This is a genomic window from Labedella endophytica (assembly GCF_003990045.1).
Classification (GTDB): domain Bacteria; phylum Actinomycetota; class Actinomycetes; order Actinomycetales; family Microbacteriaceae; genus Labedella; species Labedella endophytica.
The window spans coordinates 606,136-625,052 of the sequence record NZ_RZGZ01000002.1 but is presented as its reverse complement, the minus strand read 5'-3'; the positions used below and the strand labels follow the sequence as shown (position 1 = coordinate 625,052).

Sequence of the window (18,917 nt, the reverse complement as noted above, 5' to 3'; positions counted from 1 at the left end):
TCTACCCCCTGAAAACTTCGTATGTGCTTGAAAATTCGAGCACATACGAAGTTTTCAGGGGGGTTAGATGAGGTATTCGGGGGTGGGGAGGCCGTGGGAGGCCGCCGTGCCGCGCGGGCGCGCCCGCGCGGGGACTCCGACCAGGAGTGAGTCGGGCGGGGCGTCGTGGGTGACCACGGCGTTGGCGCCCACGATGCTGCCGCGTCCCACGACGATGGGGCCGAGGATCTTCGCCCCCGCCCCTACCTGGACGCCGTCGCCGAGCGTCGGGTGACGCTTGCCGCGACCCCGGCTCTTCCCGCCGAGCGTCACGCCGTGGTAGATCATCACGTCGTCCCCGACCTCCGCGGTCTCGCCGATCACCACGCCCATGCCGTGGTCGATGAAGAAGCGGCGACCGATCGTCGCGCCCGGATGGATCTCGATCCCGGTGAGGAAGCGCGCGAGCTGCGACCCCAGCCGAGCGGGGAGGCGCAGACCGCTGCGCCACAGTCGCGCGTTCACGCGGTGGGCCCAGATGGCGTGCAGCCCGGAGTACCCGAGCACGATCTCGAGGGACCCCCGTGCGGCGGGATCATGGACGCGCGCGGACGTGACGTCCTCGCGCACCCGGGAGAGCAGACTCACGCGACGGTCAGTCGGCGAGGCCGGCCCACAGCGGCGTGGAGAGGTAGCGCTCGCCCGTGTCGCACACGATCGCGACGATCGTCTTGCCGGCGTTCTCGGGCCGCTTGGCCAGCTCGATGGCCGCCCACATGATGGCGCCGGACGAGATGCCCGACAGGATGCCCTCCTTCGCGGCGAGGTCCTTCGCCACCGCGATGGCGTCGTCGTAGGAGACGTCGATGACCTCGTCGTAGACGGTCGTGTCGAGGACCTCCGGCACGAAGTTCGCGCCGATGCCCTGGATCTTGTGCGGTCCGGGCTTTCCACCGTTGAGGATGGGGGAGTCGATCGGCTCCACGGCCACGACCTGCACGCCGGGCTTGCGCTGCTTCAGCACCTGGCCGACGCCCGTGATGGTGCCGCCCGTGCCGACGCCCGCGATGAAGATGTCGACGCCGCCGTCGGTGTCGCGCCAGATCTCCTCGGCGGTGGTCGTGCGGTGGATCTCCGCGTTGGCCTCGTTCGCGAACTGCTTCGCCCAGATCGCGCCGGGGGTCGAGTCGACGATCTCCTTGGCCTTCTCCACGGCGCCCTTCATCCCGAGGGACGGTTCCGTGAGGACGAGCTCGGCACCGAAGGCGCGGAGCAGCACGCGCCGCTCCTGGCTCATCGAGGACGGCATCGTGAGGATCACCTTGTAGCCGCGCGCCGCGCCCACGAGCGCGAGTGCGATGCCCGTGTTGCCGCTCGTGCCCTCGACGATGGTGCCGCCGGGCTTCAGCTCGCCCGACTTCTCGGCCGCATCGACGATCGCGACACCGAGACGGTCCTTGACACTCGAACCGGGGTTGTAGAACTCGAGCTTCGCGAGGATGGTCGCCTCGGTCTCCGAGGCGAGCCGGTTGATGCGGACGAGCGGGGTGTTGCCGAACGCTGCGGTGATGTCGGAGTGGATCGTGCCGGTCATGGGAGTCCTTCGTGTGTGGATGCGTCTGGGGGATACGTCTGGGGATGCGTCGATGCAGTGCATCGCCAGCCTAAAGGCCCAGCCTCCGTATGGCATGAAATTGGCGGGGGTGCGCGGCCGGGAGGCAGGAATCGGGTGCTCCTGTCGGATCGGAGGCGACCGGGAAGGGGCGAACCACTAAGCTGTTGGACCGACCCCCGAACCTGCTCGGAACCCCATGGACACCCCACCCGACATCTCCCTCGCCGCTGCGCGCGCGAACGCCGCCGCGCGCCTCGCCGCCGCCGGAATCACGACCCCAGAGGTCGACGCCGAACTCCTCATCGGCCACGTCGTCGACCTCGGTCGCGGCGAGCTCGCGGCCGCGATGGTCGTCGGGCGCACCCTCGCGCCTCGCGACGCCGAGCTCCTCGACGACCTCGTCTCCCGCCGCGCCGCCCGTGAGCCGCTGCAGCACATCACGGGGACGGCGTACTTCCGCTCCCTGCGGCTCGCCGTCGGCCCGGGTGTCTTCGTGCCGCGTCCGGAGACGGAGCTGCTCGCCCAGTACGCGATCGACGAGTTGCGGGCCCTCCCCGAGGCGGACCCGATCGCCGTGGATCTCGGCACGGGATCGGGCGCGATCGCTTTGTCGGTCGCCTCCGAGGTGCCGCACGCCACGGTGTACGCCGTCGAGAACTCGGTCGACGCGTTCGTCTGGGCGAGGCAGAACGCCGATTCCGTGGGGGCCACGAACGCCACGATCGTGTTCGACGACCTGGCCCACGCGCTCGCACGCCTCGATGGAACGGTCTCCCTCGTCGTGTCGAACCCGCCCTACGTTCCGGACGCCGCGGTCCCGCGCGATCCGGAGGTGCGCCTGCACGATCCGGCCCACGCCCTCTACGGCGGCCCCGATGGCCTCGACGTCGTGCGCCAGGTCTCCGCCACGGCGCTCCGACTGCTCCGTCCCGGCGGTCGCGTGCTCATCGAGCACGGCGAGCTGCAGGGAGAGCCCATCCGCGATCTCCTCGCGGCCGACGGCTGGTCGTCGCCCGCCACCTTCCGCGACCTCACGCAGCGCGACCGCATCACGAGCGCCACCCGCTGACCCTCGTGAGGTGTCGCAATCTGTTGCCATTCGGGCCCTGATAGCAACAGATCGCGACACCTCACGGGAGGTGGAGTCGCGTCGTGGAGGGGGCACCCGGCACTCGTCGGTAGAATCGTGCCCGATGTCACGCGTCTACGACTGCTCCGTCGATTCCCAACTCCTCACCGGCATGCGCCTCGCCCGCCAGGCGATCGGCCACGGTGAGCTCGTCGTCGTCCCCACGGACACCGTCTACGGGGTCGCCGCCGACGCCTTCGACGCGAAGGCCGTGGCGCGGCTGCTCGACGCCAAGGGGCGCACGCGCTCCCAGCCGCCGCCCGTGCTCGTGCCCGGCGTCACGACGCTCGAGGCCCTCGTCGCCGAGTTCCCCGACGTCGTGCGCGACCTCGTGACCGAATTCTGGCCTGGCGGACTCACGATCGTCATGCAGGCCCAGCCCTCCCTCTCCTGGGACCTCGGCGAGACAGCCGGAACGGTCGCCCTCCGCATGCCCGCCAACCCGCTCGCGCTCGAGCTGCTCGAGGAGACCGGCCCGCTCGCGGTGTCGTCGGCCAACCTCACGGGCCAGCCGGCCGCCACCACGGCGGCCGAGGCCGAGGCCATGCTCGGCGAGAGCGTGTCCGTCTACCTCGACGGCGGGCCGAGCGGAGACTCGGGCGCGTCCACGATCATCGACGCGACCCAGCTCGCCCTCCCCGACGGCAAGATCACGATCCTGCGCAACGGCGCCGTCTCGGGCGAGGAGCTCCGACGCGTTCTCGGGACCACCCTCGCCGGCGGCGGGTGGCCCGACGACTCATGATCCAGTACGTCCTCATCGCCGGGTTCGCCGCGATCGTCACCTACGTCCTGTGCCTCGTGGTGCTGCGGGCGGCGCACAAGTGGAAGCTCTACCCGGAGATCCGCACGCGAGACGTGCACACGCGTCCCACGCCGCGCCTCGGCGGGATCGCGATGTTCCTCGGAGTCGTCGCCGCCTTCGTCGTCGCGTCGTTCAATCCCTACTACCGGCTGATCTTCGCCAATCCCGGACCCGTTTGGGCCATCCTCGGGGCGGCGTTCATGATCGTCGTCATCGGCATGGCCGACGACATCTGGGACCTCGACTGGATGATCAAGCTCGCCGGTCAATTCCTCGCGGCCGGCCTCATCGCCTGGCTCGGGGTCCAGATCTACTCGCTCCCGATCGGCGGCCTCACGGTGGGATCCGGGTGGATGAGCGTCGCGATGACGGTGTTCGCGATCGTTCTCGTCATGAACGCCGTCAACTTCATCGACGGCCTCGACGGCCTCGTCGCGGGCGTGAGCCTCATCGCCAACGGGGTGTTCTTCCTCTACGGCTACCTGCTCGTCCGCGAGATCAGCCCGTCCGACTACTTCAGCCTCTCGCTCCTCATCTCCGCGGTGCTGTGCGGCGTGTGTGCGGGCTTCCTGCCGCTCAACTGGCACCCGGCGAAGCTCTTCATGGGCGACGCCGGCGCGCTCCTCGTGGGGCTCCTCATGGCCACGAGCGCCATCGCGATCACGGGCCAGATGGACCCAGCCTTCATCGAGGGCCCCGACCGCTTCGGCCGTACACAGCTCATCGGTGCCTTCATCCCGATCATCCTGCCGTTCGCGATCCTCGTGGTCCCGCTGCTCGACTTCGGACTCGCGGTCACCCGTCGCCTGCGCGCCGGTAAGTCGCCGTTCAGTGCGGACCGGTTGCATCTGCACCACCGCCTGCTCGACATGGGGCACACGCAGATCCAGGCCGTCCTCATCTTCTACGCCTGGACGATCGTGATCTCGGTCTCGAGCCTCATGTTCTTCGTCTTCCAGCCGTACACGATCGCCCTCACGACACTCATCGTGGGCGTCGTCGTCTGCACGATCGTCACCCTCGCGCCCCTCGGGCGCCGGAAGTCCGTGGAGACGGCCGCCCAGTCGCTCCCCGAGGACGCGGCGGTGCATGCCGACATCGCCGCCTTCGACCCGCTCGACGCGGCCGCCAACGACCGCAGCCCCGACGCGCCGGTCCCGGCGTCCGTCATCCAGCTCGCCGAGAGCCTCGACGCCGACGGCGCCGGGCCCGACGACGAGTCGCACCCGCACCGCCCCCCGAAGGAGCAGAAATGACCGTCACCGCCGTTCTCAAGAAGGCCCTCGTCTGGGGTGCCGTCCTCGCGGTGGTCATCGCGGTGGGCGCGGCGATCATCGGCAACGCGGTCGCCGGGGGAGTGGGCGTCACGAGCGCGATCGTCGGCGCGGCGATGGGTCTGCTGTTCCTCGCGATCACGGCCTTCAGCATCCTGTTCGCGAACCGTTTCCAGGCCAACCCGCTCTACCCGACGCTCTTCATGGCCGTCGTGCTCGGCGCCTGGATGCTGAAGTTCGTGGTCTTCCTCGTGCTCATCCTGCTCCTGCGGGACCAGCCGTGGATCGACCCCACGGTGCTCGGAGGCACGCTCATCGTCACGGCCATCGCCACGGTGATCGTCGACTCGGTCGTCGTCCTGCGCGGTCGCGTACCCGTGACCCAGCTCCCGACCGCCCCCGCCGAGAGTCGCGACGACTCCTGAGGCGGCCGCCGAGTGTTGACGACGCTTTTCATTTGGTAGGGTAGAAAGCGTTCCCCGACTGACATGCATCTAGCCCGGCTAGAAGTGTGTCTGGCCGATTGCGCCCCCCACGATGGTGTTGGATGCAGGCGGCACGCCCCGACCATAGGAGAAACCGCTGTTGGTCAGCACAGCCACTCTTGCCGCTCATCTCGGTTTCGTGACGTCCACGCATGACGACGGCGAGTTCCACCCGCCCACTCTCGCGGAGTTCTTCCCTCCCGCGATCTTCTTCGAGGGCACCCCCTTCGAGATGAACCGCATCGTCCTGGTGCGTCTTCTCGCGGTCGCCGCCCTCCTCCTGCTCTTCTACATCGCGCTCCGCCGCACCACACGGGTGCCGGGACGCGGACAGACGATCGCCGAGATGGCCATCGACTTCGTGAAGGTCCAGATCGTCGACCAGATCCTCGGCGAGAAGGACGGACGACGCTTCCTGCCGCTCCTCGCCGCCATGTTCTTCGGCATCCTCGCGATGAACATCACGGGAATCATCCCGGGGCTCAACATCGCGGGAACCTCGATCTTCATCGTCCCGGTCGTCTTCGCCCTCGCCGGCTACATCGCCTTCGTCTATGCGGGCATCAAGCAGCACGGCGGACTGCGGTTCTTCAAGAACCAGCTGTTCCTCCCGGGCGTCCCGTGGCCGATGCACTTCATCCTGGCCCCGGTCGAGCTGCTCAACGTCTTCATCGTCCGGCCCATCTCGCTCTCCCTGCGACTCCTGCTCAACATGATGGTCGGGCACCTCCTGCTCGTCCTCTGCTTCGCCGCGACCCACTTCCTGTTCATCACGGGAGAGGGACTCGGCTTCGCGAGCGCCTTCGGCGTCCTGACCCTCATCGGCGGCATCGTCATGACGGTCATCGAATTCGCCGTCGCCCTCCTGCAGGCCTACATCTTCACGCTTCTCTCCGCGGTCTACATCCAGCAGTCCGTCGCGGAAGAGCACTGACCCCAAACGGCACGGCCGACCGGCCGCGTCTCGATTGAAAGGAAACAATCCGTGGACCCCAGCATCATCGTCGACGTCACTGGCAACCTGAACACCATCGGGTATGGCCTCGCCGCGATCGGCCCGGGCATCGGCGTGGGTATCGTCGCAGGCAAGACCGTCGAAGCCATGGCTCGCCAGCCTGAGCTCGCCGGCCGCCTCCAGGTCACCATGTTCCTCGGTATCGCCTTCGCCGAGCTCCTCGCCTTCATCGGCGTCGCGCTCTTCTTCCTGGGCTAGGCGGCCGCGCATATGCAGGACGTGAATCAGGCGGCGGGGGGTGAAGCCCCCGAAGGAATCGAGCTGTTCATCCCCGCGGTGTACGACATCGTGTGGTCGATCGTGCCCTTCATTATCATCCTCGTCTTCTTCTGGAAGTTCGTCATCCCGCGGTTCACCGCGGTCATGGACGACCGGACGGCCACGATCGAAGGCGGCATCGCCAAGGCGGAGGCCGCTCAGGCCGAGGCCGACGCGACGCTCGACCAGTACAACACCCTCCTGCGCGAAGCACGCCAGGAGGCGGCCAAGATCCGTGAGAACGCTCGTGCCGAAGGCTCGACGATCCTCGCCGAGTTCAAGGCCGACGCCAACGCGGAGGCCGAGCGCATCGTCGCGAACGCCCACGTGCAGATCGAAGCCGAGCGCCAGGCGGCTCTCGTGTCGGTCCGCAACGAGCTCGGTGGCATGGCCATCGATCTCGCGTCGCGCGTCATCGGCGAGAGCCTGAAGGACGATCGTCGGTCCGCTTCGGTGGTCGACCAGTTCATCTCGGGCCTCAACGAGCCCGCGAAGGCGAAGGGCTGACATGGGCGCCGCATCCCGGATAGCGATGGAGACGGTCCGCGGCACGCTGCGGACCCTCGACACTCGGGGGTCGTCCACGGTGGCCTCCGAGCTTCTGTCGGCCGCGAGCCTCCTCGGATCGTCGAGGCGGCTCCGGTCGGCGCTGTCCGACCCGTCGGCGAACCGTTCGGCCAAGCAGCGCTTGGTGTCGTCGGTCTTCCGGTCGTTCAACCCCACCACCATCGAGGTGCTGCAGACCATCGCAGCCGCTCGCTGGTCCGACAGCCGCGGCCTCGTCGCGGCCGTCGCCGAAACCGGGCAGCGCGCCGCCGCCTCGTCGGCGCCCGAGGGCGTCGACGTCGCGAGCGAACTGCTCGAGGTCGGACGGATCGTGGCGTCCAACGCCGAGCTCGAGCTCGCGCTCGGCTCGCGTGCTGCGTCGGACGAGGCGAAGGGTGCTCTCGTCGAGCGCATCTTCGGCGCCTCGGTGTCCGAGCAGACCCTCGCGATCGTGCGGGAGCTCGCCACCCGTCACCGCGGTCGGCGTTTCCACACCCTCGTCGCCTCGGCAGCGGCCGTGGTGGCTGACGAGCTCGGATTCGGTCTCGCGACCGTCTCCTCGGCCGTCCCCCTCGACGAGGAGCACACGCGAGCGATCTCCGAGCGCCTCACGGCGATCTACGGCCGCCGCTTCGAGCTGAACACCGTCGTCGATGCCGCAACCGAGGGCGGAGTGCGGATCGCGGTCGGAAACGACGTGTACGACGGAACGATCTCCACCCGTCTCGCCGAACTCAGACTTCAACTCGCCGGTTAGTCCGGCGCTCAGCACGAGGCTTCACGGGCCTCACAGAATAGGGAACATGATGGCAGAATCCACGATCAGCGCCGACGACATCCGGAGTGCGCTGAAGGACTTCGTCGACTCGTACGAGTCGCCGTCGGCCGGTGCGACCGAGGTCGGCCACGTCACCAACGCTGCGGACGGCATCGCCCACGTCGAGGGTCTCCCCGGCGTCATGGCGAACGAGCTCATCCGCTTCGCCGATGGCACGCTGGGCCTCGCGCTCAACCTGGACGAGGACGAGATCGGTGTCGTCGTCCTCGGCGAGTTCACCGGAATCGAGGAGGGCCAGGAGGTCACCCGCACCGGTGAGGTTCTGTCGGTCTCCGTCGGAGACGGTTACCTCGGCCGTGTCGTCGACACGCTCGGAAACCCCATCGACGGCCTCGGCGACATCGTCGAGGAGGGCCGTCGTGCTCTCGAGCTCCAGGCCCCCGGCGTCATGCAGCGCAAGTCGGTCCACGAGCCCATGCAGACGGGCATCAAGGCGATCGACGCCATGATCCCGATCGGCCGTGGCCAGCGTCAGCTCATCATCGGCGACCGCCAGACCGGTAAGACGGCCATCGCGATCGACACGATCATCAACCAGAAGGCCAACTGGGACTCGGGCGACGAGAACAAGCAGGTCCGCTGCATCTACGTCGCGATCGGCCAGAAGGGCTCCACGATCGCCTCCGTCAAGGGTGCGCTCGAAGAGGCCGGAGCCATGGAGTACACGACGATCGTCGCGGCCCCCGCGTCCGACCCCGCCGGCTTCAAGTACCTCGCCCCCTACACCGGCTCGGCCATCGGCCAGCACTGGATGTATCAGGGCAAGCACGTCCTCATCATCTTCGACGACCTGTCGAAGCAGGCCGAGGCCTACCGCGCCGTGTCGCTGCTGCTGCGCCGCCCGCCGGGACGTGAGGCATACCCCGGCGACGTGTTCTACCTGCACTCCCGCCTGCTCGAGCGTTGCGCGAAGCTGTCCGACGAGCTCGGCGCCGGTTCGATGACGGGTCTGCCCATCATCGAGACCAAGGCGAACGACGTCTCGGCGTACATCCCCACCAACGTGATCTCGATCACCGACGGTCAGATCTTCCTCCAGTCCGACCTCTTCAACTCCAACCAGCGTCCCGCGGTCGACGTGGGAATCTCGGTCTCCCGAGTCGGTGGCGACGCGCAGGTGAAGTCGATCAAGAAGGTCTCCGGAACGCTCAAGCTCGAGCTCGCCCAGTACCGCTCGCTCGAGGCCTTCGCGATGTTCGCGTCGGACCTCGACCCGGCCAGCCGCCGCCAGCTCGCCCGAGGCGCACGCCTCACCGAGCTGCTCAAGCAGCCGCAGTACTCGCCCTACCCCGTGGAGGACCAGGTCGTCTCGATCTGGGCCGGCACGAAGGGCAAGCTCGACACCATCGCGATCGAGGACGTCCTGCGTTTCGAGCGCGAGATGCTCGACTACCTCGCCCGCAACACGAACGTGCTCACCACGCTCCGGGAGACCAACGTCCTCGACGACGCCACCGCCGCCGAGATGGAGAAGGCGATCGACGCCTTCGCCCTCGAGTTCCAGGCCGGCGACGGCCAGGGGATCGGCGACCCGGGGTCAGAGGACGTCGACTCCCTCGAGGCCGAGAACGTCGGCCAGGAGAAGATCGTGAAGGGTCGCCGCTAGTCCATGGCAGCCACACTCCGGGTCTACACGCAGAAGATCAAGTCTGCGCAGACGACCAAGAAGATCACCAAGGCGATGGAGCTCATCGCCGCCTCGCGCATCCAGAAGGCGCAGGCACGGGTCAAGGCGTCCGCGCCCTACTCGCGGGCGATCACGAGGGCCGTTTCGGCGGTGGCGACGCTCTCCAACGTCGATCACCCGCTCACGACGGAGCCCGAGCGCATCACGCGCACGGCCGTCGTCGTGTTCTCCTCCGACCGGGGGCTCGCGGGTGCGTTCAACTCGCAGATCCTCCGCGAGGCGGGCGAGCTGACCGAGCTGCTGCGCGAGCAGGGCAAAGACGTCGTGCATTACCTCGTCGGTCGGAAGGCCGTGGGGTACTTCCAGTTCCGTCGCCGCCCGTTCGTCAAGGACTGGCAGGGCGGGACGGACAAGCCCGACTTCGAGACCGCGCGTGAGATCTCCGAGACCCTCCTGGAGGCGTTCTCTAAGGACGCCGCCGACGGGGGAGTCGACGAGATCGTGCTCGTCTTCAACCGCTTCGTGAGCATGATGACGCAGACGCCGGAAACGGTGCGTCTCATCCCTCTCGAGGTCGTCGAAGCCGACGAGAACGACACGACCTCCGACGTGCTCCCGCTCTACGAGTTCGAGCCCGACGCCGAGACGGTCCTCGACCAGTTGCTGCCCGTCTACATCGAGAGCCGCATCTTCAACGCCATGCTGCAGTCGGCCGCGGCCAAGCACGCGGCGACGCAGAAGGCGATGAAGTCGGCGAGCGACAATGCCGACACGCTCATCACCGACTACACCCGACTGCGCAACAACGCGCGCCAGGCGGAGATCACCCAGCAGATCGCGGAGATCGTCGGCGGCGTCGACGCCCTCGCGACGTCAAAGTGACGACAGACCACGAAGAGAGAAGAACAGCAATGACTATCACTGCCGAAGCCACGGGCCCCGCGTCCGAGCAGAAGGCCGGTATCGGTCGGATCGCGCGAGTGACCGGTCCGGTCGTCGACATCGAGTTCCCTCACGACGCGATCCCCGAGATCTACAACGCGCTCAAGACGTCCGTCACGATCGGCGGCGAGACCTCGGTCATCACGCTCGAGGTCGCGCAGCACCTCGGTGACGACCTCGTCCGCGCCATCGCGCTGAAGCCCACCGACGGACTCGTCCGCGGCCAGGAGGTGACCGACACGGGTGAGGCGATCTCCGTCCCCGTCGGCGACATCACCAAGGGCAAGGTCTTCAACGTCATCGGCGAGGTCCTCAACGGCGAGCCCGGCGAGACCCTCGAGGTGTCCGAGCGTTGGCCGATCCACCGCAAGCCCCCGCGGTTCGACCAGCTCGAATCGAAGACGCAGCTCTTCGAGACCGGCATCAAGGTCATCGACCTCCTCACCCCGTACGTCCAGGGTGGGAAGATCGGCCTCTTCGGTGGTGCCGGTGTGGGTAAGACCGTCCTCATCCAGGAGATGATCCAGCGCGTCGCGCAGGACCACGGTGGTGTGTCGGTGTTCGCCGGTGTCGGCGAGCGCACCCGTGAGGGCAACGACCTCATCTTCGAGATGGAAGAGGCCGGCGTCTTCGACAAGACCGCTCTGGTCTTCGGCCAGATGGACGAGCCGCCGGGAACGCGACTGCGCGTCGCCCTGTCCGCCCTCACGATGGCGGAGTACTTCCGCGATGTGCAGAAGCAGGACGTGCTGTTGTTCATCGACAACATCTTCCGCTTCACGCAGGCCGGTTCCGAGGTCTCGACGTTGCTCGGCCGCATGCCGTCCGCCGTGGGCTACCAGCCCAACCTGGCGGACGAGATGGGTCAGCTGCAGGAGCGCATCACCTCGACGCGTGGTCACTCGATCACGTCGCTCCAGGCGATCTACGTCCCCGCCGACGACTACACCGACCCGGCCCCGGCCACGACGTTCGCCCACCTGGACGCCACGACCGAGCTGTCCCGTGAGATCGCGTCGAAGGGCCTCTACCCGGCCGTCGACCCGCTCACCTCGACGAGCCGCATCCTCGACCCCCGTTACTTGGGCGAGGACCACTACCGCGTCGCCACGACGGTCAAGCAGATCCTCCAGAAGAACAAGGAACTGCAGGAGATCATCGCGATCCTCGGTGTGGACGAGCTGTCCGAAGAGGACAAGATCACCGTGTCGCGGGCGCGCCGCATCCAGCAGTTCCTCTCGCAGAACACCTACATGGCGAAGAAGTTCACGGGTGTCGAGGGTTCGACGGTTCCGCTCAAGGAGACCATCGAGTCGTTCGACGCCATCGCCAAGGGTGAGTTCGACCACGTGGCCGAGCAGGCGTTCTTCAACGTCGGCCCGATCAGCGACGTGGAAGAGAAGTGGGCTCAGATCCAGAAGGAGAACGGCTGATCATGGCGGGTACTCCGCTCTCCGTCAGCGTCGTCGCCGCGGACCACGAAGTGTGGACCGGCGAGGCGTCGATGGTCGTCGCTCGCACCGTCGAGGGCGAGATCGGTATCCTCCCCGGCCACGAGCCGATGCTCGCGATCCTCGCGAAGGGTGAGGTCCGCCTCACCTTGACCGACGGAAGCAAGCTGACCGCCAACGCCGAAGACGGATTCCTCTCGGTCGAGAAGAACGTCGTCTCGATCGTGGCGGGCGCCGCGAGCCTCGCCTCGTAGCCTGCGTCCCGTAGCTCCACACCTCCGAACGCCCCGTGCTGCTCCTGCTCCCTCCGTCCGAGACGAAGGTCCAGGGAGGCACGGGGCGTTCGCTGTTGCTCGGCGCCCTCCGGTTCCCGGAGCTCACTCGCGTGCGATCACGGGTGATCGCGGCGCTCCTCGAGCTGTCGGCGGACCAGGAGGAGGCCGTCACGGCGCTGAAGCTCGGGCCCCGGGGGCACGGGGAGGTCGCGATCAACCGTGCGGTCCGGCGATCGCCCACGGTCCCTGCGATCGATCGGTACACCGGTGTCCTCTACGACGCGTTGGACGCCGGTACCCTGAGCGAGACGGCCCGTGATTTCGCCGCTCGGCATCTCGTGATCCAGTCGGCCCTCTTCGGGCCGATCGGGGCGCTCGACCCGGTACCCGGGTATCGCCTGTCGCACTCGTCGAAGCTGCCCGGGATGCGTCTGCCGGCGGTGTGGTCCGCTCCGGCGGGCGCCGCGCTCACCGCGGTCGGCGGGCTCGTCGTGGACCTGCGCTCGGAGGGGTATGCGGAGCTCGCCCCGATCTCAGCGCCCGAGCGCAGCGTCTACGTGCGCGTCGTCTCGGTGGACGACACCGGGCGGCGTCGTGCCCTCAACCACTTCAACAAGAAGACCAAAGGCCTCTTCGCGCGCGCGATCCTGGAGAACGCCGAGGACTTCGACGACGTTGAGGACCTGGCCGCCTGGGGAGATGCAGCGGGCTTCACCCTCACCCCTGGCGCCGTAGCAGGGGAGTGGGACCTGCTCGTGCCCGCCGCCGCGTCCGCCGCCGCCGCGTCGCCGACCGCCGCGTCACGCCCCGCCTAGCACCGTCGGCCGGCAACACCGCGGGTCGGTCTGCGATCAGGCGACAGATCTCACGCGGCGGGGTCGCCAGCGCGCCAGCAGCCCTCGAAATGGTCGTCGACGAGCCCGCCGGATTGCATGAGGGCGTGCATGGTGGTGGGACCGACGAAGCGGAAGCCGCGGGCCCGGAGCTCCGAGCTGAGCGCGTGCGACGCGGGGGTCGTGGTGTCGATGTCGTCCCACGTTCGCGGACGAGGCCGGTCGCCATCGTTCGGAGCGAAGCTCCACACGAGGTCGGACAGAGACCCCTCGAGCGCGAGTGCGGCACGGGCGTTGCCGATCGTCGCCTCGATCTTGCGGCGGTTGCGGATGATGGCGGCGTCGCCCATGAGCCGCACGACGTCGTCGTCGTCCATGCGGGCGACCGTCTCGAGGTCGAAGTCGGCGAACGCGGTGCGGAAGCCCGGGCGCCGGCGCAGGATGGTGATCCACGACAGCCCCGACTGGAACGCCTCGAGGCTGATCTTCTCGAAGACCGCCCGATCGCCGCGCAGCGGGCGCCCCCACTCCTCGTCGTGATAGCGCTGGTACTCGGGGTCGTCGCCGCACCACGAGCAACGCGACCGGCCGTCCGCTCCCACGACGAGCGCGGGCCGCGGAGGGGTGACGGGTGTGGCCGTGGCGTCGGGGATCGGTCGGTCGGGGCGAGCGGGAGTGTCCATGCCCCGAGAATACGGGCGGGGATGGGCGCCCTCTCCTCGAGGGTGTCGCCGGGGGAGAACGCCCGGCGTGAGTCATCTGTGGACGACGAGTCAACCGCCCGGTCGCCCGCTCCGCCGGGACTAGCCTGGGGGCATGGCAGACATGGAATACCGCCCCCTCGGCCCCTCCGGACTCATGGTCTCGAGCGTCGGGATCGGGTGCAACAACTTCGGTCGATCCGGCACCGTCACGGAGACCCAGGCCGGCACGGACGCCGTCGTGAGCGCGGCGATCGACGCGGGAGTGACCCTCTTCGACACCGCCGACATCTACGGCAAGGAGCCGGGCCTCAGCGAGACGCTCATGGGCAACAGCCTCCGGGGCCGCCGCGACCAGGTGATCGTGGCCACGAAGTTCGGGCACAGCGACTACGAGGTCGGCATCCCGAGCTGGGGCGCGAAGGGATCGCGCCGTTATGTCCGGCTCGCCGTCGAGGCTTCGCTCCGCCGCCTCCAGACGGACTGGATCGACCTCTACCAGCTCCACACGCCCGACCCGATCACGCCGATCGAGGAGACCCTCGCGGCCCTCGACGAGCTCGTCGTCGAGGGGAAGGTCCGTTACATCGGCCACTCGAACTTCTCCGGCTGGCAGGCCGTCGAGGCCGATTGGGCCGCGCAGTCCGCCGGCACCGCCGCGTTCGTGTCCGCGCAGAACGAGTACAGCCTGATCGTGCGCGACGCGGAGAAGGAACTGCTCCCCGCCCTCGACGCCTACGGCCTCGGGTTCCTGCCCTACTTCCCGCTCTACAACGGCCTCTTCACCGGCAAGTTCAGCCGGTCCGGCGGGCCGAACGACTCGCGCATCATGCGTCAGCGCCCGCACCTGCTCGAGAACGCTCCGTGGGACGCGATCGAACAGTTCGAGACCTTCTGCAGCGAGCGCGACATCACGATGCTGCAGGCCACGGTCGCCTGGTTGCTCGCGCAGCCGGCCCTCACGAGCGTCATCGCCGGGGCCACTCGACCGGAGCAGATCGCCCAGAACGCCCTCGCGGCGACCGCGTGGGACGCGAGCGACGAGGACATCGCCCTCATCGGAGCGCTCTTCTCCTGACGGCGCCGGTGGGCGCGGTGGACGGCGTCCGTCCGTGGCGCCGCTAGGATTTCCTGGAGAGCGCCCACACCCAGGCGCCCGTCGACCTCGAAGGGTTCATCGGTGACCGAGACCATCGCGTTCGTGTCCTCCCGCGTCGTCGACGCGGGAGCGGGGCAGCGGGTGGAACTCGATTGGGCGGCGATCAGCGACACCGGTCGTCGACGCGACGTCAACCAGGACTCCCTCATCGTCGAGTTCCCGATCGTCGCGGTCGCCGACGGCATGGGCGGATACACCGCCGGCGAGGTCGCGAGCGCCGCCGTCACGTCGCGACTGCAGGAACTCGCGACGGCGGACGACGGTCCCGTCTCGGAGACGGCGATCGAGGACGCCCTGCGGCTGGCGGTCGTCGACCTCGCGGAATCCGTCGAAGACGTCTCGCCGGGCACCGGGACCACCGTGACGGGACTCGTCTTCGGGCTCCACGACGGTCGGCCCGGATGGACGGTCTTCAACATCGGCGATTCGCGGGTCTACCGGCTCGACGGCGACGTGCTCTCCCAGGTCACGACCGACCACTCCGTCGTGCAAGAACTCATCGCGATCGGGGCCATCACCCCTGACGAGGCGGAGACGCACCCGCACGGCAACGTGATCACCCGCGCCGTCGGCTTCTCCGAGGACCCCGTCCCGGACTATCTCGTGGCCCCCATCGAGACGGACACCCGCTGGGTGGTCTGCTCCGACGGGCTCACGAAAGAGCTCACCGACTACGGCATCCGTCACTACCTCCTCCTCGGGAGCACCCCGGCGGAGGCCGCGCGGCTTCTCGTCGATGCCGCGGTCGAGAACGGGGGCCGCGACAACATCTCCGTGATCGTGCTCGACGCACTCCTGCGCGACGACACCGCCGCCCGAGAGGCCTGACGCGCTCCGTCGTCCCCAGGGAACCGATCGACGCGTTCTCCCCGATCGGTCGGCTCCACCACCTCCGGCACCTGTGTGCGTGATGTGATCGGCGGCATGCCGTCACCCCGCTCCACCGCACCGACCCGACTCGCCCTCCCGTCCCCGCCCGCGGCTCCCGAGCCGCATCCTTTCCCCGTGGTGGCGGTCATCGCGCCCGTGATCGTCTCGCTTGCGATGTGGGCGGTCACCCGGTCGCCCTTCGCACTCATGTTCGCCGCGTTCGGACCGGTCATGGCGATCGCCGGCTACGTCGACGCGGGACTCGGAGGCCGTCGTCGGCACCGCGCGGCACGCCGCCGCTTCGTGGCCGAGCTGGAGCAGGCGGAGGAGGCCGTGCGCCGGGCGCACACGATCGAACGCCGCCGGCGCTGGGCCGAGCATCCCGCGGCATCGCAGATCGTCGAGACCGGTCGGACGGACGCGCGGTGGCGGATGCCGGCGGAGAGCGCGAGTCGCGTGAGCATCGGGGCAGGGGCGGGCGCGAGCACCCTCGTCCTCGACGGGGGTGTCCCGCCCGGAGCGACCGCGGACGGCGACGGCGCGGCGACGGCGGAGCTGACCCGCACGGCGTCGATCGTCGAGGACGTTCCCGTCCTCGTCGACGCCCGTCACGGCATCGGCGTCGTCGGGCCTGCGGTGCTCGCGCGGGCCGTCGCGCGCGGGCTCGTCATCCAGCTCGCGCACGCTGCGGGACCCGATGCGCTCGAACTCGTCACCCTCCCCGACGCGGGGTGGGACGCGCTCGCCGATCTCCCGCACGCGCTCCGACGTGCCCACGCACCGTCGTCGACGGGCGGCATGAGCCGGCGGGTGACGGCCAGCGTGCTCGAGTACTCGACGAGCAGCCCATCCGGCGTCGTCCGGACCGACCGATCGCGGGCCACCGGCACCGACGCGGACCTCCGGATCGTGATCGCGCCGAGCGTCGCCGATCTCCCCTCCTCCTGCACCGAGATCGTCGAGTGCCGATCGCCGCTGCGCGTCGTCTGGAGGAGGGCCGACTCTCTCGACGAGGTGGAGGCGGTCCCTGAGCCGGTCTCCGTTCCGGATGCCACGCGCTTCTCGACCGCCATGGCCTCCGACGCCGTCGCGCTCGGGATGTCGCCGCGGAGTAGCGAACCCCCGTCGAGTCTGCGATTCGACGAGCTCCCGCTCGCGGACGTCCGACCGGGCCGCGGGCTCGCCGTACCGATCGGGGCGACCGCACACGGTCCCCTGGTCGTCGACCTCGTGGGCGACGGACCCCACGCGGTGATCGGCGGGACGACGGGCAGCGGGAAGAGCGAACTCCTCATCACGTGGGCGACGTCGCTCGCGGCGAGCACGACCCCGGAGCACCTCTCTCTGCTCCTCTTCGACTTCAAGGGAGGCGCGACCTTTGGCGAGGTAGTGGGGCTGCCGCACGTCGTCGGTCTCGTGACGGACCTCGACGAGGCGACCGCCGATCGGGCCTTGGCGAGCCTGCGCGCCGAACTCCGTCAGCGGGAGAGGCTCCTCCACGAAGCCGGAGTCCGCGACCTGAAGGACGCGCGACCCGGATCGATCGCGAGGCTCGTCATCGTCGTGGACGAGTTCGCCGCGATGATCGAGTCGTTCCCGGATCTGCACGGCGTCTTCGTCGACCTCGCCGCGCGCGGACGATCCCTCGGGGTCCACCTCGTGCTGTGCACGCAGCGGCCGGCGGCGGCCGTGCGCGACGGAGTCCTCGCGAACTGCGACATCCGGATCAGCCTGCGCGTCAACAACGCGGGGGACAGCATCGCCGTGGTGGGCACACCCGACGCGGCGGCACTCCCGTCCTCCCAGCCGGGCCGGGTCGTCGCGAGCCTCGCCGGACGGCCGCCGCTCCTCGCTCAGGTGGCCGCCACGACAGCGACCGACGTCCAGGGCGTCGGGCGCGCCGCATCCGGTTCGACGTCCCGCCGTCCGTGGCTCGACCCCCTACCGGCACGGGTCGGCCTCGACACGCTCGACCGCCCCGAGACCGGCTTCGTGCTCGGCCGGTTCGACCTCCCCGCCGAGCAGAGTCAACCGACCGCCGTGTACGACCCGGCGTCCGACGGTCACATGCTCGTGCTCGGTTCGTCCGGTCGGGGCTCCTCGACCCTCCTGGACGTGCTCGAGGAGCAGCGGGTCGACGGCTGGTCGGTGGTCCGCATCCCCACGGATCCGGAGGGTGCATGGGACGCGCTTCAGGAACTGTCGGCCCGGTCCTTGTCGGCTACGGCCTCCACGCCGGTCGAGCGCTGTCTCGTCCTCCTCGACGACCTCGATGTGCTCATCGCGCGCTGGGGAGAGGAGTACGGCCGGTCGGCTCGGACCGCGCTCGTCGAGGTGCTCCGCTCCGGCCCGGCGGGTGGTGTGTACGTGGTGCTCACGGCGCACCGGGCCACGGCCGACGTCCTCGTCCTCGGTGATCTCGTGGGCTCGACGGTGAGGCTCGGGAGCACCTCGCGCAACGAACACGTGCTGTCCGGGGCGGAGAGCTCGTCGTTCCGGCCCGACCGCCGACCGGGGAGCGGTGTGTGGCTGGGTCGGGAACTGCAGGTGGCGTGTCTCGAAGCCGGAGCGCCGCGGGAGCGTCGCGGGGCACCCGCGGGCCCGGCGGCCGTCCGAGTGGAGCCCGGACTCACCATGGTCGTCACGCGCCGTCCCGTCGAGCGGGCGCGCTCGGCACGCGAGCGCGACGACGCCGAGGTCGTCGTCCTGGGAGCGGAACGTGGGTCCCTGCGGATCGACGACGTGACCGCGCCGTCCGGGTCGACGGTGGTCGTAGGGGACCTCGACGCGTGGCAACAGCAGTGGGCGCTGCTGACGGCGCTCCGCACGACGGCGACGGTCGTGGTGGAGGACGCGAGTGCCGCCGAGTTCCGATCACTCACGCGTCGGAACGAGCTCCCGCCGTGGATCGAGGCGGGTGCCGGACGTGCCTGGGTCGTGCGTCCAGGTCTGCCGGTCACGCGCGCCCGGTTCGAAGCGACTCAGCGCGACGACCGGGGTGGGGCGCGTCGCGGTCGCCCGCCCCGGGACGTCCCCGGCTCGGGTCGGAGCAGGGAGCGTCGGGATGCGCCATGACGAGCCGTGCCGGACCGGCGTCTGGGCCCGGAGCGGCAGA

19 protein-coding genes are annotated in these 18,917 nt (G+C 69.1%); 16 read left to right on the top strand and 3 right to left on the bottom strand.

The annotated features are described in order from the left end of the window. Positions 1-63: 63 nt before the first annotated feature. A complete protein-coding gene (gene epsC, locus ELQ94_RS06510) occupies positions 64-627 on the bottom strand; it encodes a serine O-acetyltransferase EpsC (RefSeq protein ID WP_127048396.1) in 564 nt (187 codons plus the stop codon). Positions 628-634: 7 nt separating this feature from the next. Next, positions 635-1,573: a cysteine synthase A gene (cysK, locus tag ELQ94_RS06505; protein ID WP_127048394.1), complete on the bottom strand. Its 939-nt coding sequence runs from the start codon at positions 1,571-1,573 to the stop codon at positions 635-637. Between the two features lie 217 nt (positions 1,574-1,790). Between cysK and prmC the strand changes: the two genes are divergently transcribed. The 13 genes from prmC to ELQ94_RS06440 all read left to right on the top strand — a co-directional run bounded on the left by prmC (position 1,791) and on the right by ELQ94_RS06440 (position 13,054). Continuing rightward, complete coding sequence (gene prmC / locus ELQ94_RS06500; protein ID WP_127048392.1) at positions 1,791-2,663, top strand: peptide chain release factor N(5)-glutamine methyltransferase; 873 nt, start codon at positions 1,791-1,793, stop codon at positions 2,661-2,663. Between the two features lie 124 nt (positions 2,664-2,787). Further along, on the top strand, positions 2,788-3,468 hold the full coding sequence (locus ELQ94_RS06495; RefSeq protein ID WP_127048390.1) for an L-threonylcarbamoyladenylate synthase: 681 nt from the start codon (positions 2,788-2,790) through the stop codon (positions 3,466-3,468). Next, the gene (locus ELQ94_RS06490) at positions 3,465-4,784 is read left to right on the top strand and encodes an MraY family glycosyltransferase (protein ID WP_127048387.1); all 1,320 of its coding nucleotides are present in this window, start codon (positions 3,465-3,467) and stop codon (positions 4,782-4,784) included. Before ELQ94_RS06495 ends, ELQ94_RS06490 begins: the two co-directional genes overlap by 4 nt. Further along, a complete protein-coding gene (locus ELQ94_RS06485; RefSeq protein WP_127048385.1) occupies positions 4,781-5,227 on the top strand; it encodes a Cg1360 family ATP-synthase-associated protein in 447 nt (148 codons plus the stop codon). Before ELQ94_RS06490 ends, ELQ94_RS06485 begins: the two co-directional genes overlap by 4 nt. 199 nt (positions 5,228-5,426) lie before the next feature. Further along, positions 5,427-6,221, top strand: a complete 795-nt coding sequence (gene atpB, locus ELQ94_RS06480) for a F0F1 ATP synthase subunit A (RefSeq protein WP_243696891.1) — start codon at positions 5,427-5,429, stop codon at positions 6,219-6,221. A 51-nt stretch (positions 6,222-6,272) separates the two neighbouring features. Continuing rightward, positions 6,273-6,500, top strand: a complete 228-nt coding sequence (gene atpE, locus ELQ94_RS06475) for an ATP synthase F0 subunit C (protein ID WP_127048383.1) — start codon at positions 6,273-6,275, stop codon at positions 6,498-6,500. A gap of 12 nt (positions 6,501-6,512) precedes the next feature. Continuing rightward, a complete protein-coding gene (locus ELQ94_RS06470; RefSeq protein WP_127048381.1) occupies positions 6,513-7,067 on the top strand; it encodes a F0F1 ATP synthase subunit B in 555 nt (184 codons plus the stop codon). Between the two features lies 1 nt (position 7,068). Next, positions 7,069-7,863, top strand: a complete 795-nt coding sequence (locus ELQ94_RS06465; protein ID WP_127048379.1) for a F0F1 ATP synthase subunit delta — start codon at positions 7,069-7,071, stop codon at positions 7,861-7,863. A 49-nt stretch (positions 7,864-7,912) separates the two neighbouring features. Continuing rightward, positions 7,913-9,550 (top strand): F0F1 ATP synthase subunit alpha, encoded by a 1,638-nt coding sequence (gene atpA / locus ELQ94_RS06460; RefSeq protein ID WP_127050132.1) that lies wholly within the window; start codon positions 7,913-7,915, stop codon positions 9,548-9,550. A 3-nt stretch (positions 9,551-9,553) separates the two neighbouring features. Next, entirely contained in the window at positions 9,554-10,453 is a 900-nt protein-coding gene (locus ELQ94_RS06455) for a F0F1 ATP synthase subunit gamma (protein ID WP_127048377.1), read from the top strand. A gap of 35 nt (positions 10,454-10,488) precedes the next feature. Beyond that, a complete protein-coding gene (gene atpD, locus ELQ94_RS06450) occupies positions 10,489-11,946 on the top strand; it encodes a F0F1 ATP synthase subunit beta (RefSeq protein ID WP_208007621.1) in 1,458 nt (485 codons plus the stop codon). Between the two features lie 2 nt (positions 11,947-11,948). Next, positions 11,949-12,218 carry a F0F1 ATP synthase subunit epsilon gene (locus tag ELQ94_RS06445; protein WP_127048373.1) on the top strand — a complete coding sequence of 90 codons (270 nt, stop codon included), beginning with the start codon at positions 11,949-11,951 and terminating at the stop codon, positions 12,216-12,218. A 35-nt stretch (positions 12,219-12,253) separates the two neighbouring features. After that, a complete protein-coding gene (locus ELQ94_RS06440) occupies positions 12,254-13,054 on the top strand; it encodes a YaaA family protein (RefSeq protein WP_127048370.1) in 801 nt (266 codons plus the stop codon). A gap of 50 nt (positions 13,055-13,104) precedes the next feature. Here the strand turns inward: ELQ94_RS06440 and ELQ94_RS06435 are convergent, their stop codons facing one another. Beyond that, complete coding sequence (locus ELQ94_RS06435; RefSeq protein ID WP_127048368.1) at positions 13,105-13,755, bottom strand: DNA-3-methyladenine glycosylase I; 651 nt, start codon at positions 13,753-13,755, stop codon at positions 13,105-13,107. A gap of 133 nt (positions 13,756-13,888) precedes the next feature. On the opposite strand from ELQ94_RS06435, the gene ELQ94_RS06430 reads away from it, so the two are divergent. The 3 genes from ELQ94_RS06430 (at position 13,889) to ELQ94_RS06420 (ending at position 18,877) form a co-directional block, all read left to right on the top strand. Continuing rightward, entirely contained in the window at positions 13,889-14,851 is a 963-nt protein-coding gene (locus ELQ94_RS06430) for an aldo/keto reductase (RefSeq protein ID WP_127048366.1), read from the top strand. Positions 14,852-14,953: 102 nt separating this feature from the next. After that, positions 14,954-15,760 (top strand): PP2C family protein-serine/threonine phosphatase, encoded by an 807-nt coding sequence (locus ELQ94_RS06425; protein WP_243696890.1) that lies wholly within the window; start codon positions 14,954-14,956, stop codon positions 15,758-15,760. Positions 15,761-15,937: 177 nt separating this feature from the next. After that, positions 15,938-18,877: an FtsK/SpoIIIE domain-containing protein gene (locus ELQ94_RS06420; protein WP_166404668.1), complete on the top strand. Its 2,940-nt coding sequence runs from the start codon at positions 15,938-15,940 to the stop codon at positions 18,875-18,877. Positions 18,878-18,917: the final 40 nt, after the last annotated feature.

Coding starts and splice junctions, on each gene's coding strand:
- cysK (WP_127048394.1), bottom strand. CDS start 1,573: ATGACCGGCACGATCCACTCCGACATCACCGCAGCGTTCGGCAACACC.
- prmC (WP_127048392.1), top strand. CDS start 1,791: ATGGACACCCCACCCGACATCTCCCTCGCCGCTGCGCGCGCGAACGCC.
- ELQ94_RS06495 (WP_127048390.1), top strand. CDS start 2,788: ATGTCACGCGTCTACGACTGCTCCGTCGATTCCCAACTCCTCACCGGC.
- ELQ94_RS06490 (WP_127048387.1), top strand. CDS start 3,465: ATGATCCAGTACGTCCTCATCGCCGGGTTCGCCGCGATCGTCACCTAC.
- ELQ94_RS06485 (WP_127048385.1), top strand. CDS start 4,781: ATGACCGTCACCGCCGTTCTCAAGAAGGCCCTCGTCTGGGGTGCCGTC.
- ELQ94_RS06470 (WP_127048381.1), top strand. CDS start 6,513: ATGCAGGACGTGAATCAGGCGGCGGGGGGTGAAGCCCCCGAAGGAATC.
- ELQ94_RS06465 (WP_127048379.1), top strand. CDS start 7,069: ATGGGCGCCGCATCCCGGATAGCGATGGAGACGGTCCGCGGCACGCTG.
- atpA (WP_127050132.1), top strand. CDS start 7,913: ATGGCAGAATCCACGATCAGCGCCGACGACATCCGGAGTGCGCTGAAG.
- ELQ94_RS06455 (WP_127048377.1), top strand. CDS start 9,554: ATGGCAGCCACACTCCGGGTCTACACGCAGAAGATCAAGTCTGCGCAG.
- ELQ94_RS06445 (WP_127048373.1), top strand. CDS start 11,949: ATGGCGGGTACTCCGCTCTCCGTCAGCGTCGTCGCCGCGGACCACGAA.
- ELQ94_RS06435 (WP_127048368.1), bottom strand. CDS start 13,755: ATGGACACTCCCGCTCGCCCCGACCGACCGATCCCCGACGCCACGGCC.
- ELQ94_RS06430 (WP_127048366.1), top strand. CDS start 13,889: ATGGCAGACATGGAATACCGCCCCCTCGGCCCCTCCGGACTCATGGTC.